This is a genomic window from Hyphomonas sp. (assembly GCF_017792385.1).
In the GTDB taxonomy this organism is placed as follows: domain Bacteria; phylum Pseudomonadota; class Alphaproteobacteria; order Caulobacterales; family Hyphomonadaceae; genus Hyphomonas.
The window spans coordinates 296,354-316,271 of record NZ_CP051230.1; the positions used below are offsets into that span (position 1 = coordinate 296,354).

The following is a 19,918-nucleotide window of genomic DNA, read 5'->3' on the forward strand; positions in this document are numbered from 1 at the left end:
AAGCCCCAAAATAAAGCCGGAAATGGCGTCAGGTCACACACTTTCTTCGAGTGCGGCGCACACATCCCTTGCGGCCGTGTGCAGCAGGTTCAACGCGTGTCCGGGCAAGACCTTCAGCGTCGCGTTGGGCCGGTCCGCCAGCAAGGCCTCCACATGTTCGGTCGACACCACCGTGTCATCCCCGGCCTTCAGCCAGGTATAGGGCGCCGACACCCCGTCCAGATCGTCCGTCCAGTCCGCCATCACGCTGCGGCCGTCGCGCACCCAGGTCTCTGTCCCCTGCTCCACGGCATGGTAGAGCCCTTCCGACTGCACTTTCAGCAGGACCGGGTCCTCCAGCGTCTCCATGTCCAGCGGCGAGCGCTGGAATTGTGTGGTCAGGAAGGCCTTCGTCCCCCGGCGGCGATAGACCGGCAGGCCCACCGACAGGGCCATCCGCATCACCGAGGGCGCATGCCGGGTGGCCATGGCCGCGAACCGGGTCTGCGGATTCATGTGGGCGGGGTGGGCAACATCATCAAACGGGATCGTCCCGCCCACGACCAGCATACCTGCCAGCCGGTCGCCCAGCGCGCGGGCGATCCGGAATCCGTGCGGCGCGCCACCATGGTGAACACACAGGCTCACCATCTCCAGTCCCAGCTCGTCGACCAGTGCCAGCGCATCCTCCACCACCGTCCGGACATAGTCGCCCCGTCCCCGGCTCGGGCTCGAATGCCCGAACCCCGGACGCGACGGCGCCACGAAATACAGGTCCGACCGGGTCAACCGGCTCAGGAAACCGGGGGTGAAGAACGGCCCCTGCATGTATCCGTGGATGAACAGGACCGGCCGCTGGCCACTGCCGGCCTGATACCAAGCCAGGCGCCGCCCTCCCGGCCGGGCCAGTTCGTACATGCCGCGCACCGGCGTCGCCCAGGTCTCCCCGCTCGTGGCCGGCGCGCCATCGGGCAGCTGGCGCATCAGGAAGGCGATGCTGGCACACAGCTGCACCACGTCCGACATGCGGGCGCAGCCGGTCTTCCTCAATATGCTCTTGGATTGCCCCTTGATCGTCTCCAGCGACCGGGCCCGTTGCTGCGCGATTTCCTTCTGGCTGAGCTGGCCGAGATAGCCTTCCAGCACCTGCGTCTCGCTCTGGGTCAGGCCGAACGCTTCCCGCAGCCGTGCCATCAGTTCCGGCGACCAGTCGACATGGGACAGCGAGACCTGCACCAGATCGGGCGCATCCTTCGGGCGCTGGATCAGCGCCAGGCAGGCCCGCACCTGGTCGGTCTCCACCTTGGCCAGGATGACGCGATCCTGCACATGCACCATGCGGGCTGTCCGGCGGATCTCGGCAAGCGCTTCCACATTCAGCGGCAAGTCGTCGAGCCGGCAGGGAAAGCTCTGACCCGTCAGCTGCGCAGCCGGCGCATTGCCGGTCACCTGCCCGGTCCGCGCCGACACGTCCAGCACGGCATGGAACCGGTCCGCCCCGGCCGACTCCAGGCGCGAGGCTTCCTCGATCAGCAGCCGGATCCGCTCGGCATGTGCTTCCAGAAGGGAGTCCTCACCAAAATGGCGCGGCACATCCTCGGCCAGCTGCCCGGCTGTATGGTCTTCGAAGAAATAGGCCATCGCCGCATCGAGAAACACATCGAAACGGTCGGATTCGGCCGGTACGTCATAGGCGGCGCCCAGCATTTCGAAATAGCGATGGGTGTGGGACATGTGGCTCCGGCTGCGCACAGCTTGGGTGGTGGCAACCATACTAGAGAGCTTGCCGATCACGGCAAGCGTCCCGTTCATCCATTGATAACCCTGCGCATGCCCCCGCGGGGGCATGCACTGCCGAAATGGTCACGTCTATTGAGGGAAAACTCCGCGAAGCTGGGTGGGGGGACCGGACCGGCCTGCCGGTTGCAGGCCAGTTCGCCGCCCGGCTAATGGGGGCGGGTCGCCGACGGCCCGCCCCTCATACGCTCCAGCTGCCCTGCTCCCATCCCAGCAAGGCCCGCGTTTCTGCCGCGTCATGCTCGAACACCCGGCACAGATAGTCCCGGTCGTCCGCGCTCATCCGCTCACCCTCCGGCGCCGCGTTCAGCCGGGCCGTCACATCAAACCGGTGGGCCGGCAGGCCCAGGAACCCGCACACCTTGTCCAGCTCGTCCTGCGGATGCGCGGCCAGTTGCTCGCTGCGCAGGAACAGGAGTTGGTCATCGGAAAACAGCCGCCGCAGCTCCCTAACCTGAGGCGCATAATAGCTGCGCGCCAGATAGGAGCGTTCGCGATCCTGCGCAGGTAACGCCCGACGGGCCCGCACCCGCTCCTGCCGGATCGCTACCGGATAGGGCAGCGTTTCCCGGCCCAACCGGCAATCCATGCGGTAATGGCTCCAGGCCCGCTCCACCGGATCGCGCAGGATCACGACGATCCGGATCTCCGGATTGTACAGCCACACCCGTTCAAGCGCCCCGTTCCACCAGCTGATGATCGGCGTCGCCTCCCCCAGCAGGCAGCCATCACGCCAGGCCTTCCAGTCGAACTGGCGATGATACAACCAGTAATCCAAGGGCCGCAGGCCCGTCGGCGGGCGCTTGTCAAAGAAGTGCGGCTCCTTTTTCCGGGCCATGCAGATGTCGGGATGCTGGCGCAGATAGGCGTCCAGCGACGTGGTGCCGGCCTTTTGCACGCCGGCAATGATGAAGTCGATGCGTCGGGTCATGAGGCCCGTCTAGCAGCGGCCCTTGGCTCGAATTTGCCATGTCCGGCCGGTTTTGTCGCAAGATGTTGCAAGACCGGCCTGCCCCGATTCCGGGCACATCGCCGGATTTATGGACGGAATCGCCCCCAATCGGCCACTTCGTCACAAAGTTGAATCTTTTCAGGTGCATGCAATTGAAAGCTGAGGCTTAACCTCGGGGTAAGCATGGCAGGGATCCGGGCCCGGGGGACGGGGCGGCCCTTGCCGGTCGATACGTAGATTGGGGACACACATCATGGGCCAGGCCAGCACCGTCACGGATTTTCCATCACCCGGCCCGGAAGGCCAGGTCGAACTCACCATTCTCATGCCCTGCCTGAACGAGGCGGAGACGCTCGCCACCTGTATCCGGAAGGCCCACGCCTATCTCGACGGCGCCGGCATCCAGGGGGAGGTGCTGATTGCCGACAATGGCAGCACGGATGGCTCCCGCGCCATCGCGGCCGAGGAGGGCGCCCGCATCGTCCCGGTCACCGAGCGCGGCTATGGCGCGGCCCTGATCGGCGGCATCCGCGCCGCACGTGGCACCTATATCATCATGGGCGATGCCGATGACAGTTATGACTTCTCGCGCCTCGATGCCTTTGTCGAAGAACTGCGCGACGGCGGCCAACTTGTCATGGGCAACCGGTTTCAGGGCGGTATCCGCAAGGGGGCGATGCCCTTCCTGCACCGGATCCTCGGCAATCCGGTCCTGTCCTGGCTCGGCCGGCTGTTCTTCCGCATTCCGGTCGGGGATTTCCATTGCGGCCTGCGCGGCTTCCATCGTGACGCCATCCAGGCCCTGGACCTGTCCAGCCCCGGCATGGAATTCGCCAGCGAAATGGTGGTCAAATCCTGCATCAACGGGCTCGAAATCCGGGAAGTGCCGACCACCCTTTCGCCGGATGGCCGGTCCCGCGCGCCGCATCTGAAGACCTGGCGCGATGGCTGGCGGCATCTCCGATTCCTCCTGCTGCACAGCCCCAAATGGCTGTTTGCCTATCCGGGTCTGGTGGTGCTCGTGCTCGGCCTTCTCGGAACGGCGCTCCTGATGGGCGGACCGGTGGATCTGACGCGCACCATCCGGCTGGACGTGCTGACCCTGGTCGCGTCCTGTTTCGCCATGATACTCGGCACCCAGATGCTGATGTTCTCGCTTCTCACCCGCAGCTATGCGTCCGAGGTCGGCATCCTGCCGCGCACGCGCAAGCTGGAAGGCGTGATGTCCACCTTCACGCTCGAACGCCTGCTCCAGCTGGCCGCCTTGCTGGCGGTCGCGGGCCTGATCGGCGCGGTGGCCAGCTTTGTCAGCTGGGCGTCCGGCGGATTTGCCGACATCACCGAAAGCAGCCGTCTGCGCTGGTTCATGCTGTCCCTGACCGCGCTTACCATCGGGGCACAGATCGCAGCCTCCGCCTTCGTTGCCTCCTTCGTCCGGCTGCGCAGCGCGCCCGCCGCCTGACGCGCAGACCGGCAGGGCCAGGCTGATGACCTCCTCCGCTCCGGATACACTGCCCCGGCCGGTGCCCGGCCCGGCCTGGCTCCAGACGCTCGCGCTCGTTCTGGCCGGCGCGATCATCCTGATGATTCCTGCGCTGATCCATGGTCGGCCGTTTCATTTCGTGGACTTCAACCAGTATTATCTGATCGGCGAAGCCATCCTGGAGAAACTCCTCGGCGGTCCCGCCGCCCCGGATGGTCCTCCTGCCGTCCCGGCGGATGCCCCGGCCCCGGGCCAATCCCCCGCACCGGGCAATGCCGGCGGCGACGGCTATTTCTCGCTCATCGGCGCCGGCCGTTCCCCCCTCTATTCCGTCTTCGGCTATGTGCTGGCATCGGGCCTCTCCATGTGGCTGATCTGCCTGGTTCAGGCCCTGCTTGCATCCTGGCTCATCGTGCGGGCGCTGGATCTTCTCGGCGGATTGCGCCGCCCCGGACCGGTCCTCGCCAGTCTCGCCGGGCTCGCCGCCCTCTCCCCGCTGGGCTTTCACGTCAATCTTCTGATGCCGGATGTGTTTGCCGGCTACATGGTCATCGCCATCCTCCTCCTGGCCTTCGCGCCGCGCCTGTCCCTGCCGGAAACCCTCTTTCTGGCCGCCCTCGTCAGCGCCTCGGCCTTCCTGCACAAATCCATGCTGGTGCTCGCCCTCGCCGCGCTCGCCCTGATGGTGCTCGCCCGGTTCTGGCAATGGAGCCGGCCATACTTCGCCCGCCTGGCCCCGTTCTGGCTGCTCGGTGCCCTGGCCCTGTCGATGGCGGCACAGGCCGTCTACGGATTCGCTGCAGAAAAGCTGACCGGAGATCCGCTGCGCTCCCCGCCCTATCTGATGGCGCGGATCTATGATGACGGCCCCGGTCAGCGCCATCTGGAACAGGCCTGCCGCGCCGATCCGGACGCCTATGCGCTGTGCGCCTTTACCGGCTTCGAATACGCCACGCACAATGACCTGATCTGGGGCAGCAACCTGTCCGCCAACACGCCCAGCTTCATCTCCAGTCCGCCGGACCTGAGGCAGGCCATGCTTGATGAACAGGGCCACTTCGTCCTGAAATCCGTGACGGCCTACCCGCTCACACAACTCCTCGCGACAACCGGCAACACGATCCGGCAATTCTTTCTCGTCTCGATCGACGAGATCAATTACGGCGCGGTCTTGATCCTCCAGCAATACACGGCAGATGATCCGCAGGCGCTCGCCCATACGCCGGGCTTTGCGCACTGCCTGGCCGAACCCGACAGCTGCACCGAGGAAAATGCCTACAACCGGGCCTGGAACAGCCTGGTCACGGCCGCCGCCCTGGCCAGCCTGATCCTTCTACTCTGCCTGCTCGGCGTCTGGACGCTGTTCCGGATCACGCCGTCCGGCGCCAGCATGGCCAGCCAGGACCGGTATCTCTGCCTGGCCTGGACGCTGCTGCTCATCCTGCTGGCCAATGCCTTCATCTGTGGTGCGACGTCTGGCGTGCATGCACGGTATCAGGCCCGACTGGTCTGGCTGGTGCCGCTATGCCTGATCGTGCTGCAGGATCCGGTCCGGGTCCTCGCCGACCGGCTGCAGGCCCGCTACCGGCGATTCGCCTGATCATCTACAAGCCAACATCCCGGCCATGAAAAAAGGCCGCCCCCAAGGGGCGGCCTTCTGTCTGTGTCAGTCCTGCGCGTACGCGCGGACCGGGTCTTACTTCTTGATCGCGGAGACCACACCGGCGCCGACGGTCCGGCCGCCTTCGCGGATGGCGAAGCGCAGGCCCTGGTCCATGGCGATCGGCTGGATCAGCTCGACGTCCATTTTGACGTTGTCGCCCGGCAGGACCATTTCCTTGTCGGCCGGCAGGGTCACAACACCCGTCACGTCCGTGGTGCGGAAGTAGAATTGCGGACGATAGTTGGTGAAGAACGGCGTGTGGCGGCCGCCTTCTTCCTTCGTCAGGATGTAGGCTTCAGCCTCGAACGTGGTGTGCGGCGTGATGGAGCCCGGCTTGCACAGGACCTGACCACGCTCGACGCCTTCACGGTCGATGCCGCGCAGCAGCGCACCGATATTGTCGCCAGCCTGGCCCTGGTCGAGCAGCTTGCGGAACATCTCGACGCCCGTACAGGTCGTCTTCTGCGTGTCGCGGATACCCACGATCTCGATCTCGTCGCCGACATGGATGATGCCCTGCTCGACACGACCGGTCACAACCGTACCGCGGCCGGAGATCGAGAACACGTCCTCGACCGGCATCAGGAACGGCTTGTCCAGCGGACGCTCCGGCGTCGGGATGTACTCATCCACAGCCGCCATCAGCTCAAGCACCTTCTCCTTGCCGATATTGTCGTCGCGGCCCTCAACGGCAGCCAGCGCAGACCCGGCAATGATCGGAATGTCGTCGCCCGGGAAGTCGTAGGAAGACAGAAGTTCGCGAACTTCCATTTCAACCAGCTCCAGAAGCTCTTCATCGTCAACCTGGTCAACCTTGTTCAGGAACACGACCAGCGCCGGAACGCCAACCTGACGGGCCAGCAGGATGTGCTCGCGCGTCTGCGGCATCGGGCCGTCAGCCGCGTTCACAACCAGGATTGCGCCGTCCATCTGGGCAGCACCCGTGATCATGTTCTTCACATAGTCAGCGTGTCCCGGGCAGTCCACGTGCGCATAGTGACGGTTCTCCGTCTCGTATTCCACGTGCGCCGTGTTGATCGTGATCCCGCGGGCCTTCTCTTCCGGCGCCGAGTCGATGTCCTCATAGGACCGCTTCTCGCCACCGCCCTGCTCGGCCAGCGTCATCGTGATCGCTGCGGTCAGCGTCGTCTTGCCGTGGTCAACGTGGCCAATCGTGCCGATGTTGACGTGCGGCTTGTTGCGTTCAAACTTTGCCTTGGCCATCGGGCCTCTCCTTTACTCTGAATTCCGGGCCGGAAACCGGCCACAATTGATTACGAACCAGCGACGTCCGAAATGATCTTCTGCGCTTCGGCACGCGGCACTTCATCATAGTGATCGAAGAGCATCGTGAACTGGGCGCGGCCCTGCGACATGCCCCGAAGGTCGGAGACATAGCCGAACATGTTGACCAGCGGGACGAAAGCCTTGATCGCCACGGCATTGCCGCGCGGCTCGGAGCCCTGGATCTGACCCCGACGGGAGTTCAGGTCGCCGATCACGTCGCCCATATAGTCTTCCGGCGTCACGACTTCCACGGCCATGACCGGTTCCATCAGGCGCGGATCTCCCTGGCCCTTCAGTTCGCGGAACGCAGCGCGCGACGCGATTTCGAAGGCGAGGACGGAGGAGTCCACATCGTGGAATGCACCGTCGACCAGCGTGGCCTTGAAGTCCGTAACCGGATAGCCGGCCAGCAGACCGTTTTCCTTGGCGCTTTCCAGGCCTTTTTCGACACCCGGAATGTATTCCTTCGGAACGGCACCGCCGACGATCTTGCTTTCGAACACGAAGCCCGAACCGGATTCCAGGGGTTCGAATTCCAGCTTGACGCGGGCGAACTGGCCCGTACCGCCGGACTGTTTCTTGTGCGTGTAGTCGATCTCGGCAGCGCGGCCGATCTTCTCGCGATACGCAACCTGCGGCTGGCCGATATTGGCCTCAACCTTGAATTCGCGCTTCAGGCGATCGATCAGGATGTCGAGGTGAAGCTCGCCCATGCCCTTCATGATCGTCTGGCCGGATTCGTGATTGGTCTCGACCTGGAAGGACGGGTCTTCCGCAGCAAGGCGCTGCAGGCCAACCGACATCTTCTCCTGGTCAGCCTTGGATTTCGGCTCGACGGCAATCTCGATCACCGGATCGGGGAAGGTCATCGTTTCCAGAACGACCGGCTTGTTCGGATCACAGACCGTGTCACCCGTGGTCGTTTCCTTCAGGCCGGCAATGGCCACGATGTCGCCTGCGAAGGCTTCCGTGATCTCGTCCTGCTTGTTGGAGTGCATCATCACCATGCGGCCGACGCGCTCTTTCTTGCCCTTGGTCGAGTTCATGAAGCTGTCGCCCTTCGACAGCGTACCGGAATAGATACGCGTGAAGGTCAGCGTGCCCATATAGGGGTCGTTCATGATCTTGAAGGCGAGGCCCGAGAAGGGCTGGCTGTCATCAGCCTTGCGCTCGATGTTGCGGACTTCGTCTTCGTCGCCCGGGGCAAAGCCCATGTAAGGCGGCACGTCGAGCGGGCCCGGCAGGAAGTCGATCACGGCGTTCAGCATCGGCTGGACACCCTTGTTCTTGAACGCGGAACCACACAGGACCGGCACGAAGGACAGGCTCAGCGTGCCCTTGCGGATCAGCGTGCGAAGGGTGGCTTCGTCCGGCTCGTTGCCTTCCAGATAGGCTTCCATCGCGGCGTCGTCCATTTCGACGGCGATTTCGATGAGCTCGGCGCGCATCTCTTCGGCCTTGTCCTTCAGTTCAGGACGGATGTCGCGGATTTCCCAGCTGGCGCCCAGGTCTTCACCGGCCCAGACCCATTCCTTCATGGTGATCAGGTCGACATGGCCTTCCAGCTCGTTCTCGGCACCGATCGGCATCTGGATCGGGGCCGGGATCGCACCGGTGCGGTCCTTGATCATCGCGACGCAGTTGAAGAAGTCGGCGCCGATCTTGTCCATCTTGTTGACGAACACGATGCGCGGAACCTTGTAGCGGTCAGCCTGGCGCCAGACCGTTTCCGTCTGCGGCTCGACACCGGCGTTCGCGTCCAGCACGCAGACCGCGCCGTCCAGAACAGCCAGGGAGCGCTCGACTTCGATGGTGAAGTCCACGTGTCCGGGCGTATCAATGATGTTGAAGCGGAACTTGGCCTCGTCCGGCGTGTCGCCATAGATGCCGGTCGGCGTCTTGCCGTCTTCGGTGCGGAACCAGAACGTCGTGGTCGCAGCGGACGTGATCGTGATGCCACGCTCCTGCTCCTGCTCCATCCAGTCCATCGTGGCGGCGCCGTCGTGGACTTCACCGATCTTGTGGGACTTGCCGGTATAGTAGAGGATGCGTTCGGTCGTGGTCGTTTTACCGGCATCGATGTGGGCCATGATGCCGAAGTTACGATAGCGATCCAGCGTGTATTCGCGGGCCATGAGATAAACCTTCGTGTCTGGTTTCCGGGAGGAAGTTCGGAGCGATTGACGGGCGCGTTACCTGCAATCGCTCCGGGTTTCCAGTGCTGATTACCAGCGGTAGTGAGAAAACGCCTTGTTGGCGTCGGCCATGCGGTGGGTGTCTTCCCGCTTCTTCACGGCGTTGCCGCGGCCTTGCGAGGCATCCATCAGTTCGCCAGCGAGGCGCTCACGCATGGTGTTCTCGTTGCGGCCGGCGGCTGCAGCGGCCAGCCAGCGGATGGCCAGGGCCTGACGGCGCTCGGTGCGGACTTCGACCGGAACCTGATAGGTCGCACCACCGACACGGCGGGAGCGGACTTCAACCGCCGGAGCGACGGCTTCGAGGGCTTCATGGAACACTTCGACCGGGTTCTTCTTGGCGCGGCCTTCGACCAGGTCGAACGCGCCATAGACGATCCGCTCGGCAACGGACTTTTTACCGTCGCGCATGATCTGGTTCATGAATTTGGAGACAACCACGTCCTTGAATTTCGGATCCGGCAGGACCTGGCGCTTCTCAGCAGAGTGACGACGAGACATGCTTCGGCTTCCTTATTTCGGCTTCTTCGCACCGTAGTGCGAACGGCGTTGCTTACGGTCTTTGACGGGCTGGGTATCGAGGGCACCACGCACGATGTGGTAGCGCACACCCGGAAGGTCTTTCACACGGCCGCCGCGGATCAGGACCACGGAGTGCTCCTGCAGGTTGTGGCCTTCACCCGGGATGTAGCACAGCGATTCGAAGCCGGACGTCAGGCGCACCTTGGCCACTTTACGAAGCGCCGAGTTCGGCTTCTTCGGCGTCGTCGTGTACACGCGCGTGCAAACGCCGCGACGCTGTGGGCAGGCCTTCAGGGCCGGGGTCTTTGTCCGCGTCGGCTTTGGCTGGCGCGGCTTGCGAATGAGCTGTTGAATCGTTGGCATTCGGGCCTTCTGTCTCTTCTGGTCTCAAATGGCCCGATGGGCCGGTAACGGATTGTGCCCCGAATGCCGCGATTGGCCTCCGGGACGGACGAAAACTTGGGGGCCAGATTGGCCGGAACCGCCTGTTCCGGTACGGCTGACAGCCTTTTCAGGCTCCCCGCCTCTCTGACGATTGGTGGCGTGTAAGCCCCTCAGGCGCTGGCGTCAAGGGCATGGTGCTGTCGGGCTACAGCTGTTTCGGCTCCGTGACGGTCGCCTCAGAAGGGCAAACCGATCCGGCGTACGCAGGCCGCCTCCGCCGCAGACCCCTCCCCCGCCCGCAGCCGGGCGGCCAGCGCGGCCAGATCCGGGTCGTCCGGCGCCCCCTCGGCAGAGGCAAAATCGCCGGTCCGCAACAGCGTCCGGCAGTCCGCCCGCGCCCAGCTGTCCAGTGACAGGAAGGCGACCAGGCCGATCGCCAGCGCCGCGCAGGCTGCGCCGATCATGTCCGCTCGGTCGAACTGGCTGTCTCGCATGCGATGCTCCGGTCAGGCAGGCTCTCCCCAGATGCAGGAAAGCCTGCCGAAACTGGCAGGCTTTCCCAATTCGTACAAGCGGAAGACCGGGCCTATTCGGCCGGGGTTTCCGGTTCCGGTGCCGGCAGGGCGGCCGTGGTTTCCAGCGCTTCCTGGTCCTTCGCGGCGGCAGCGGCCCGCTTGGCGCGCAGCTTCTGGTCGCGATCGGCGGCGACGCGGCGGTACTGGCGGATGCCACCGCCCGTACCGGCCGGGATCAGGCTGCCCACGATGATGTTCTCCTTGAGACCTTCCAGCGTGTCGACCTTGCCCTGGATCGCCGCCTCGGTGAGGACGCGGGTCGTTTCCTGGAACGAGGCAGCCGACAGGAAGCTGCGGGTCTGCAGGGACGCCTTCGTGATGCCCAGCAGGAGCGGAATGGCCTTGGCCTCTTCCTGGTCCTTCTTGCGGGACTTGCGCACCGCTTCATTGGCCTGCTCGAACTCGATCACATCGACATGCTCGCCGGTGATCAGGCCCGTGGAGCCCGGATCGGTGATCTCGACCTTCTGCAGCATCTGGCGCACGATGACCTCGATGTGCTTGTCGTTGATCGGCACGCCCTGCAGGCGATAGACCTTCTGCACTTCGTCGATCAGGTAATTGGCCAGCGCCTCGACGCCCAGCGTCAGCAGGATGTCCTGCGGGGCCGGGTTGCCGTCCATCAGGTATTCACCACGCTTGATGAAGTCCCCGTCCTGCACGGCAAGGTGCTTGCCTTTCGGCACCAGGTAATCGATCTGCTCCTTGTCTTCCTCCAGCGGAACGATGGAGACGCGGCGCTTGTTCTTGTAGTCGCGGCCATAGACGACCTTGCCGTCGACTTCCGCGATGATGGCGTGGTCCTTCGGACGACGCGCCTCGAACAGTTCGGCCACACGCGGCAGACCGCCGGTGATGTCCTTGGTCTTGGCACCGCCGGTCGTGACACGGGCAATCGTGTCACCGGCTTCGATCTTGTCGCCATCGGCCACCGACAGGATGGCCCCGACAGACAGGAGATAGACCGCATCCGATCCGTTCGGCAGCTTCACCGGCTCGCCATCCTTGCCGACGATCTGAACCGACGGCTTGATGTCTGCCGACTTGGACGCCGAGCGCCAGTCGATGATGACGCGCGAGGAGATGCCCGTCGCCTCATCGGTCTCCTCACGGACGGACACGCCGTCAATGACGTCAACCAGCTTGATCTGGCCAGCCACTTCGGAAACGATCGGCTGGGCAAACGGATCCCAGTCCGCCAGCAGCGTGCCGGCCGGAACCTTGTCACCATCCTTGGCCATCAGGCGCGTACCATAGGCCGGACGGAAGGACTGGCGCGTACGGCCGTCCGAATCCAGCACTTCCACCTGCATGCGGCGTCCGACGACAACCAGCGTCTTGTCCTTGCGGGTGACGGTCTCGGCATCCTTGAACCGGATCGTGCCTTCGAAGCTCGCCTCGACGGACGACTGGTCGGCCACCTGGGCCGCACCACCGATGTGGAAGGTCCGCATGGTCAGCTGCGTGCCCGGCTCACCGATCGACTGGGCCGCGATGACGCCAACCGCTTCGCCGCGGTTGACGACCGTGCCGCGGGCCAGGTCACGGCCATAGCACTGAACACAGATGCCGTTCTTGGCTTCACAGGTCAGCGGGGAGCGCGCCTTGACGACGTCGACGCCAGCCTTCTCGATCGTGTCGGCCAGTTCCTCGTCGATATAGGTGTTGGCCGGAACGATCAGTTCGCCCTCGACATTCTTCACATCCGTCGCCGTGACACGGCCCAGGATGCGCTCGGCCAGGGAGACGACCACATCGGCGCCTTCCAGCACGGCGGAAATGTCGATGCCCTTCTCGGTGCCGCAATCATCCTCATTGATGATGCAGTCCTGGGCCACGTCGACAAGGCGGCGGGTCAGGTAACCGGAGTTGGCCGTTTTCAGAGCCGTATCCGCAAGACCCTTGCGGGCGCCGTGCGTCGAGTTGAAGTATTCGAGAACGGTCAGGCCTTCCTTGAAGTTCGAGATGATCGGCGTCTCGATGATCTCGCCGGACGGCTTGGCCATCAGGCCGCGCATGCCGGCCAGCTGCTTCATCTGGTTCTTCGACCCCCGCGCACCGGAATCGGCCATCATGTAGATCGAGTTGACCTGGGCCTTCCGGTCACCCTTGGCCGCCTGTGCCTCGGCGGCGGCGTCCATCATGGCGTCGGCCACCTTGTCGGTACAGGTCGACCAGGCATCGACCACCTTGTTGTACTTCTCGCCGCGCGTGATCAGACCATCAGCATACTGACGCTCGTACTCGGAGACCTGCTCCTTGGTGGCGTCGACCAGCTTCTGCTTGGCCGCCGGGATGACCATGTCGTCCTTGCCGAACGAGATGCCCGCCTTGGCAGCTTCGCGGAAGCCCAGTTCCATCATCTTGTCACAGAAGATCACCGTCGCCTTCTGGCCGCACAGACGATAGACCTCGTCGATGATCTTGGAGATCGTCTTCTTGGTCATGGTCGTGTTGACCAGGTCCGGCTGGATGCCCTTCATGCGCGGCAGGATGTTGGCGATCATGAAGCGGCCCGGCGTGGTTTCGATCACGCGGCGCCACGGATTGCCCTCATCATCGACGCCCTCATACATCGCCTTCACCTTGGAGTGCAGGCTGACGAGGCCATTGTCGATGGCCTGCTCGATCTCGGCCACGTCGGAGAACATCATGCCCTCGCCCGGCTCGCCGTCGCGGTCCAGCGACAGGTAGTACAGGCCCAGAACGATGTCCTGCGACGGCACGATGATCGGCTTGCCGTTGGCTGGCGACAGGATGTTGTTGGTGGACATCATCAGGACGCGCGCTTCCAGCTGGGCCTCAAGGCTCAGCGGCACGTGCACGGCCATCTGGTCACCGTCAAAGTCGGCGTTGAACGCGGCGCAGACCAGCGGGTGCAGCTGGATGGCCTTGCCCTCGATCAGTTTCGGTTCGAAGGCCTGGATGCCCAGGCGGTGCAGCGTCGGCGCGCGGTTCAGCAGAACCGGGTGCTCGCGGATCACCTCGTCCAGGATATCCCAGACTTCCGGCTTTTCCTTCTCGACCAGCTTCTTCGCCGCCTTGACCGTACCGGCCAGGCCCTTCGCGTCGAGGCGCGCATAGATGAACGGCTTGAACAGTTCCAGCGCCATCTTCTTCGGCAGGCCGCATTCGTGCAGCTTCAGGCTCGGGCCAACCACGATGACCGAACGGCCGGAATAATCGACGCGCTTGCCCAGAAGGTTCTGGCGGAAGCGGCCCTGCTTGCCCTTCAGCATGTCGGACAGCGATTTCAGCGGGCGCTTGTTGGTGCCCGTGATGGTGCGGCCGCGACGGCCATTGTCGAACAGGGCGTCGACGGATTCCTGCAGCATCCGCTTCTCGTTGCGGATGATGATGTCCGGCGCGCGCAGTTCCATGAGGCGCTTCAGGCGGTTGTTCCGGTTGATCACCCGGCGATAGAGATCGTTCAGGTCGGAGGTCGCAAAGCGGCCACCGTCCAGCGGCACCAGCGGGCGCAGATCCGGCGGGATGACCGGGATGACCTGCATGATCATCCATTCCGGCTTGGCGCGCGACGTCAGGAAGGCGTCGACCACTTTCAGTCGCTTGGACAGTTTCTTCGTCTTCAGTTCGGACGTCGACTCGGCGAGTTCCTCGCGCAGCGTCTCGGCCAGAACCGGCAGGTCCAGGCCCTGCAGCAGTTCACGGATGGCCTCGGCACCGATCATGGCGGTGAACGCGTCCTCGCCAAGCTCGTCCTGCTTGTCCATGTATTCTTCTTCGGTGAGCAGCTGCAGCGGCTCAAGCTCGGTCAGGCCCGGCTCGACGACGATATAGCTCTCGAAGTACAGGACGCGCTCGACATCCTTCAGCGCCATGTCCAGCAGCGCGGAAATCCGGGACGGCAGCGATTTCAGGAACCAGATGTGCGCGACCGGGGCAGCCAGGTCGATGTGGCCCATGCGCTCGCGGCGCACGCGCGCCAGGGTCACTTCAACGCCGCACTTCTCGCAGGTGATGCCGCGATACTTGATGCGCTTGTACTTGCCGCACAGGCACTCATAGTCCTTCGTCGGGCCGAAGATACGGGCACAGAACAGGCCGTCCCGTTCCGGCTTGAAGGTCCGGTAGTTGATGGTTTCGGGCTTCTTGATCTCGCCCGAGGACCAGGACCGGATCTTTTCCGGGCTGGCAATCGAGATCCGGATCGCCTCAAAGGTCGGCGACGGAGTGTTCGGGTTGAAAATGCTGGCGACGTCCTGGCGCATGGGTGTCTGCTCCTTGGGTGGGCTTGGTTTACGGGGCTGGCGGGCCCCTGCCCTATGAAATCTCTGTTCCGTCCGGCCTGCCCCGCCATGACGGGCGGGGCAATCCGGTTAGGTATCGGCTCTATTCGGCGGCGACGGGGGCTTCCTCGTCGTCATCACTGTCAGAGCCTTCTTCAATCAATTCGACGTTCAGGCCGAGCGACCGCATTTCCTTCACGAGCACGTTGAAGCTCTCCGGAATACCGGCTTCGAACGTGTCGTCGCCGCGCACGATGGCCTCGTAGACCTTCGCACGGCCGGCCGTGTCGTCGGACTTCACGGTCAGCATTTCCTGCAGCGTGTAGGCGGCGCCATAGGCTTCCAGGGCCCAGACCTCCATCTCCCCGAAACGCTGGCCGCCGAACTGGGCCTTGCCGCCCAGAGGCTGCTGCGTGACGAGCGAGTACGGACCGGTCGAGCGGGCGTGGATCTTCTCGTCGACCAGGTGGTGCAGCTTGAGAAGATACTTGTAGCCCACGGTGACCGGGCGCGAGAATTTCACACCGGTCCGGCCGTCGAACAGCTTCACCTGGCCAGAGGAGTCGAGCCCTGCCCGCTCCAGCATGGCATTGATGTCGCTCTCGCGGGCACCGTCGAATACCGGCGTCGCAATCGGCACGCCATTGCGCAGGTTTCCGGCCAGTTCGATGATGTCCCCGTCCTCGGACGGCAGTTCCTGTTCCTCGCCATAGGCGGTTTTCAGGGCCTTGCGCAGGCCGTCGACATCATTCTTCTGATGGAACTCGTCGAGGGCATTGTCGATGATCCGGCCGAGACCGCGGCAGGCCCAGCCCGTATGCGTCTCGAGGATCTGACCGACGTTCATCCGTGACGGAACGCCCAGCGGGTTCAGCACGATGTCGACCGGCGTACCATCTTCCAGGAACGGCATGTCTTCCTGCGGGTTGATCTTCGAGATCACCCCCTTGTTGCCGTGACGGCCGGCCATCTTGTCGCCCGGCTGCAGCTTGCGCTTCACGGCCAGGAAGACCTTGACGACCTTCATCACGCCCGGCGGCAGGTCGTCGCCACGCTGGACCTTCTCGACCTTGTCGTTGAACCGGGCTTCCAGTTCGCGGATCGAGGTGTCGAACTGGTCGCGCAGGGCGTCGAGTTCGGCCTGTGCCTTCTCGGACTTCAGCGCGATGTCCCACATCTGGCTCTCGCTCAGCTCGTCGAGGGCTCCGGCGGTGATCTTGCCCGGCGTGAAGCCTTTCGGCCCGGCAGCGGCTTCCTTGCCCGTCAGCAGGTCGCGCAGACGGTTGTAAGTGTTCCGCTCAAGGATGGCCTGTTCGTCTTCCTTGTCCTCCTGCAGCTTCTCGATCTGCTCACGCTCGATCTGCAGGGCACGCTGGTCCTTGTCGATGCCGTGGCGGTTGAAGATGCGGACATCCACAACCGTACCGGCGTCGCCCGGCGGGACACGCAGGGAGGTGTCACGCACATCGGAGGCCTTCTCGCCGAAGATGGCGCGGAGGAGTTTCTCTTCCGGCGTCATCGGGCTTTCGCCCTTCGGCGTCACCTTGCCGACCAGGATGTCCCCGGCCTTCACTTCGGCGCCCACGGCCACGATGCCGGCTTCGTCGAGGTTGCGCAGCGCTTCCTCGCCGACATTCGGGATGTCGCGGGTGATTTCTTCCGGGCCCAGCTTGGTGTCGCGGGCCGCAACCTCGAATTCCTCGATATGGATTGAGGTGAAGACGTCATCCTTCACGATCCGTTCGGAGATCAGGATGGAGTCCTCGAAATTGTAGCCATTCCACGGCATGAACGCGACCAGCACGTTGCGGCCGAGGGCCAGGTCACCAAGGTCCGTGGACGGACCGTCGGCAATGATGTCATTCTTGGACACGACATCGCCCACGCGCACGATCGGGCGCTGGTTGATGCAGGAATTCTGGTTCGACCGGCGGAACTTGGCGAGGCGGTAGATGTCGACGCCCGACTTCGACCCTTCGAGGTCTTCCGTCGCGCGGACAACAATGCGCAGCGCGTCCACCTGCTCCACCACGCCCGACCGGCGGGCCGTGATGGCCGCGCGGCTGTCACGTGCCACGACGGCTTCCATTCCGGTGCCGACGAACGGCGCCTCGGACTGGACCAGCGGCACGGCCTGGCGTTGCATGTTCGATCCCATCAGGGCGCGGTTGGCGTCGTCATTTTCCAGATACGGAATGAGCGAGGCGGCCACCGAGACAACCTGCTTAGGCGAGACGTCCATGTACTGGATGTCCTCGCGGGCCACCATGGTCGCTTCCCCGGCGACGCGGGCGTTGACAAACTCGTTCGCCAGCATGCCCTTCTCGTCCACCGTGGCATTGGCCTGGGCGATCGAATAGATGCTTTCTTCCATGGCCGACAGATAGACCACTTCATCGGTCTGCTTGCCGTTCACAACCTTCCGGTACGGGCTTTCGATGAAGCCGTACTTGTTGACGCGGGCATGCGTGGCCAGAGAGTTGATCAGGCCGATGTTCGGGCCTTCCGGCGTCTCGATCGGACAGATGCGGCCATAATGCGTCGGGTGCACGTCGCGGACTTCGAAGCCGGCGCGTTCCCGCGTCAGGCCGCCCGGCCCAAGCGCGGAGAGACGACGCTTGTGCGTGATCTCGGACAGCGGGTTGGTCTGGTCCATGAACTGGGACAGCTGCGAGGAGCCGAAGAATTCGCGGACAGAGGCCACGACCGGCTTCGCATTGATCAGGTCATGCGGCATCACCGTGTCGATATCGACCGAGCCCATACGCTCCTTGATCGCACGCTCCATGCGCACCAGGCCGATGCGGTAATTATTCTCCATCAGCTCGCCGACAGAACGGACGCGGCGGTTGCCGAGATTGTCGATGTCATCGACTTCGCCCTTGCCGTCCTTCAGGTCGAGGATGACCTTCATGACGCCAATGATGTCTTCATGACGCAGCACGCGCATGTCGTCGGCTGCGGCTTCATAGCCCGGCACACCGACATTCAGGCGCATGTTCATCTTCACGCGGCCCACGGCCGACAGGTCGTAACGCTCCGGGTCGAAGAAGAGCTGGCCGAACAGGGCGTCGGCGGCCTCCTGGGTCGGCGGCTCGCCCGGGCGCATGACGCGATAGATGTCGGACAGCGCTTCGAAACGGGTCTCGTTCTTGTCTGCCTTCAGCGTGTTGCGCAGCCACGGGCCACGGCCCGACGCGTCGATGTCGAGGACTTCGATCGTGTCGATGCCATAGTCGCGCATCTCGGCGATCATTTCCTCTTCCAGCATGTCGCCGGCTTCGCCGAAGATCTCGCCGGTTTCCAGATTGACCACGTCGCGGGCCAGGAACTTGCCGATCAGCGCGTCCGACGGGACCAGGATCTCGTCGGTATTGGCTTCGGCGATCCGTTTCGCCTTCAGCGCGGTGATCTTCTTGCCGGCTTCGGCAACGGTCTTGCCGCTCTTGGCGTCGACCAGGTCATATTCCGGCTTCACGCCCTTCCAGGCGTCGGCGCGGAAGCCGGTGATCCAGCCCTTCTTGTCCAGGCGGTAGATGGAATTGGTGTAGAACAGGTCGAGGATCTGCTCGGTATCATAGCCCAGCGCATACAGCATCGTCGTCGCCGGCAGCTTGCGCTTGCGGTCGATGCGGATGTTCAGCACGTCCTTGGCATCGAACTCGAAGTCCAGCCAGGATCCGCGATACGGGATGATGCGGGCGGCGAACAGCAGCTTGCCGGAGGCGTGGGTCTTGCCCTTGTCGTGATCGAAGAACACACCCGGCGAACGGTGCATCTGCGACACGATCACCCGCTCGGTGCCGTTCACGACGAACGTGCCCTTGTCGGTCATCAGCGGAATGTCGCCGAGATAGCATTCCTGCTCCTTCACTTCCTTGACGGAGCGGGCGCCGGTGTCCTCGTCGACATCGAACACGACGAGCTGGAGGCGAACCTTCAGCGGCGCCTGATAGGTCAGGTCGCGCTGGACGCACTCTTCCACGTCGAATTTCGGGGTCTCGAATTCGTAGGAGACATATTCCAGCGTCGCACGCTCGGAAAAGTCGGTGATCGGGAACACGGACTTGAACACGCCGCCCAGGCCATCATCCGTCCGCTTGTCGGCGGGCGTGTGCATCTGGAGGAAATGTTCGTAGCTTTCGCGTTGAACCTCGATCAGGTTTGGCATTTCGATGGCTTCGGGAATGCGCCCGAAGGATTTGCGGATACGTTTCTTTTCCGTGAAGGAGAGTGCCATCCCAGGATCCCATTTTTTGCGTCGACAGCCACCGGGCTGACAACTTTATCGCCAGAACGCGAGTTCGCGGCGGCCCCGGAATGAGACCGCCGCGCAAGACTTTGAAAGAGCAGCGCCTCGCGCGAACGCCGCCCGGTTTTGAAGTCGCCGGAGCTTACTTGAGCTCGATGGTTGCGCCGGCTTCTTCGAACTTCTTCTTCAGCTCTTCGGCTTCTTCCTTGGTCGCGCCTTCTTTCAGCGGCTTCGGAGCGCCTTCGACGAGCTCTTTTGCTTCTTTCAGGCCGAGGGACGGCTGAACTTCGCGGACGAGCTTGATCACGTTGATCTTCTTGTCGCCAGCGCCGGTCAGGATAACGTCGAACTCGTCTTTCTCAGCGGCAGCAGCGCCGCCAGCGTCACCACCTGCGACGGCTGCAACAGCAACCGGAGCAGCAGCGGAAACGCCCCACTTGTCTTCGAGCAGTTTTGCCAGCTCAGCCGCTTCGAGAACGGTGAGGGCGGAGAGGTCTTCGACAATCTTTTCGAGATCTGCCATTTTTCAAATTCCTGTAGGTTCGGTGTTTGTAGTCTTTAAAGTGCGAAAACGGGTGA

12 protein-coding genes are annotated in these 19,918 nt (G+C 63.5%); 2 read left to right on the forward strand and 10 right to left on the reverse strand.

The genetic code is table 11. The annotated features are described in order from the left end of the window. Positions 1-33 precede the first annotated feature (33 nt). Positions 34-1,791 carry an alpha/beta fold hydrolase gene (locus HF955_RS01495; protein WP_291077264.1) on the reverse strand — a complete coding sequence of 586 codons (1,758 nt, stop codon included), beginning with the start codon at positions 1,789-1,791 and terminating at the stop codon, positions 34-36. A gap of 166 nt (positions 1,792-1,957) precedes the next feature. After that, positions 1,958-2,707, reverse strand: a complete 750-nt coding sequence (locus HF955_RS01500; protein ID WP_291077266.1) for a sulfotransferase — start codon at positions 2,705-2,707, stop codon at positions 1,958-1,960. Between the two features lie 274 nt (positions 2,708-2,981). Between HF955_RS01500 and HF955_RS01505 the strand changes: the two genes are divergently transcribed. Both HF955_RS01505 and HF955_RS01510 read left to right on the forward strand, forming a co-directional pair. Beyond that, positions 2,982-4,190 carry a glycosyltransferase family 2 protein gene (locus tag HF955_RS01505; protein WP_291077268.1) on the forward strand — a complete coding sequence of 403 codons (1,209 nt, stop codon included), beginning with the start codon at positions 2,982-2,984 and terminating at the stop codon, positions 4,188-4,190. Between the two features lie 25 nt (positions 4,191-4,215). Further along, a complete protein-coding gene (locus HF955_RS01510; protein ID WP_291077270.1) occupies positions 4,216-5,811 on the forward strand; it encodes a hypothetical protein in 1,596 nt (531 codons plus the stop codon). A 96-nt stretch (positions 5,812-5,907) separates the two neighbouring features. Here the strand turns inward: HF955_RS01510 and tuf are convergent, their stop codons facing one another. From tuf to rplL, 8 genes are all read right to left on the reverse strand, one after another. Then, on the reverse strand, positions 5,908-7,098 hold the full coding sequence (gene tuf, locus HF955_RS01515; protein ID WP_291076587.1) for an elongation factor Tu: 1,191 nt from the start codon (positions 7,096-7,098) through the stop codon (positions 5,908-5,910). 50 nt (positions 7,099-7,148) lie between these two features. Then, the gene (fusA, locus tag HF955_RS01520) at positions 7,149-9,296 is read right to left on the reverse strand and encodes an elongation factor G (protein ID WP_291077272.1); all 2,148 of its coding nucleotides are present in this window, start codon (positions 9,294-9,296) and stop codon (positions 7,149-7,151) included. A 90-nt stretch (positions 9,297-9,386) separates the two neighbouring features. Next, positions 9,387-9,857: a 30S ribosomal protein S7 gene (gene rpsG, locus HF955_RS01525; RefSeq protein ID WP_027837381.1), complete on the reverse strand. Its 471-nt coding sequence runs from the start codon at positions 9,855-9,857 to the stop codon at positions 9,387-9,389. 12 nt (positions 9,858-9,869) lie between these two features. Next, entirely contained in the window at positions 9,870-10,241 is a 372-nt protein-coding gene (gene rpsL / locus HF955_RS01530; protein WP_027837380.1) for a 30S ribosomal protein S12, read from the reverse strand. 257 nt (positions 10,242-10,498) lie between these two features. Next, positions 10,499-10,756, reverse strand: a complete 258-nt coding sequence (locus HF955_RS01535; protein WP_291077274.1) for a hypothetical protein — start codon at positions 10,754-10,756, stop codon at positions 10,499-10,501. Between the two features lie 92 nt (positions 10,757-10,848). Continuing rightward, on the reverse strand, positions 10,849-15,069 hold the full coding sequence (rpoC, locus tag HF955_RS01540; RefSeq protein ID WP_291077276.1) for a DNA-directed RNA polymerase subunit beta': 4,221 nt from the start codon (positions 15,067-15,069) through the stop codon (positions 10,849-10,851). A gap of 121 nt (positions 15,070-15,190) precedes the next feature. Then, on the reverse strand, positions 15,191-19,327 hold the full coding sequence (gene rpoB, locus HF955_RS01545) for a DNA-directed RNA polymerase subunit beta (RefSeq protein WP_291077278.1): 4,137 nt from the start codon (positions 19,325-19,327) through the stop codon (positions 15,191-15,193). 154 nt (positions 19,328-19,481) lie between these two features. Further along, positions 19,482-19,862, reverse strand: a complete 381-nt coding sequence (rplL, locus tag HF955_RS01550) for a 50S ribosomal protein L7/L12 (protein ID WP_035551239.1) — start codon at positions 19,860-19,862, stop codon at positions 19,482-19,484. Positions 19,863-19,918 lie beyond the last annotated feature (56 nt).

What these genes read in the sequence shown, in the direction of transcription:
- rpsL (WP_027837380.1), bottom strand. Translation starts at nt 10,241, where the DNA reads ATGCCAACGATTCAACAGCTCATTCGCAAGCCGCGCCAGCCAAAGCCG.
- rpsG (WP_027837381.1), bottom strand. Translation starts at nt 9,857, where the DNA reads ATGTCTCGTCGTCACTCTGCTGAGAAGCGCCAGGTCCTGCCGGATCCG.
- HF955_RS01500 (WP_291077266.1), bottom strand. Translation starts at nt 2,707, where the DNA reads ATGACCCGACGCATCGACTTCATCATTGCCGGCGTGCAAAAGGCCGGC.
- rpoB (WP_291077278.1), bottom strand. Translation starts at nt 19,327, where the DNA reads ATGGCACTCTCCTTCACGGAAAAGAAACGTATCCGCAAATCCTTCGGG.
- HF955_RS01510 (WP_291077270.1), top strand. Translation starts at nt 4,216, where the DNA reads ATGACCTCCTCCGCTCCGGATACACTGCCCCGGCCGGTGCCCGGCCCG.
- HF955_RS01495 (WP_291077264.1), bottom strand. Translation starts at nt 1,791, where the DNA reads ATGAACGGGACGCTTGCCGTGATCGGCAAGCTCTCTAGTATGGTTGCC.
- fusA (WP_291077272.1), bottom strand. Translation starts at nt 9,296, where the DNA reads ATGGCCCGCGAATACACGCTGGATCGCTATCGTAACTTCGGCATCATG.
- HF955_RS01535 (WP_291077274.1), bottom strand. Translation starts at nt 10,756, where the DNA reads ATGCGAGACAGCCAGTTCGACCGAGCGGACATGATCGGCGCAGCCTGC.
- tuf (WP_291076587.1), bottom strand. Translation starts at nt 7,098, where the DNA reads ATGGCCAAGGCAAAGTTTGAACGCAACAAGCCGCACGTCAACATCGGC.
- rpoC (WP_291077276.1), bottom strand. Translation starts at nt 15,069, where the DNA reads ATGCGCCAGGACGTCGCCAGCATTTTCAACCCGAACACTCCGTCGCCG.
- rplL (WP_035551239.1), bottom strand. Translation starts at nt 19,862, where the DNA reads ATGGCAGATCTCGAAAAGATTGTCGAAGACCTCTCCGCCCTCACCGTT.
- HF955_RS01505 (WP_291077268.1), top strand. Translation starts at nt 2,982, where the DNA reads ATGGGCCAGGCCAGCACCGTCACGGATTTTCCATCACCCGGCCCGGAA.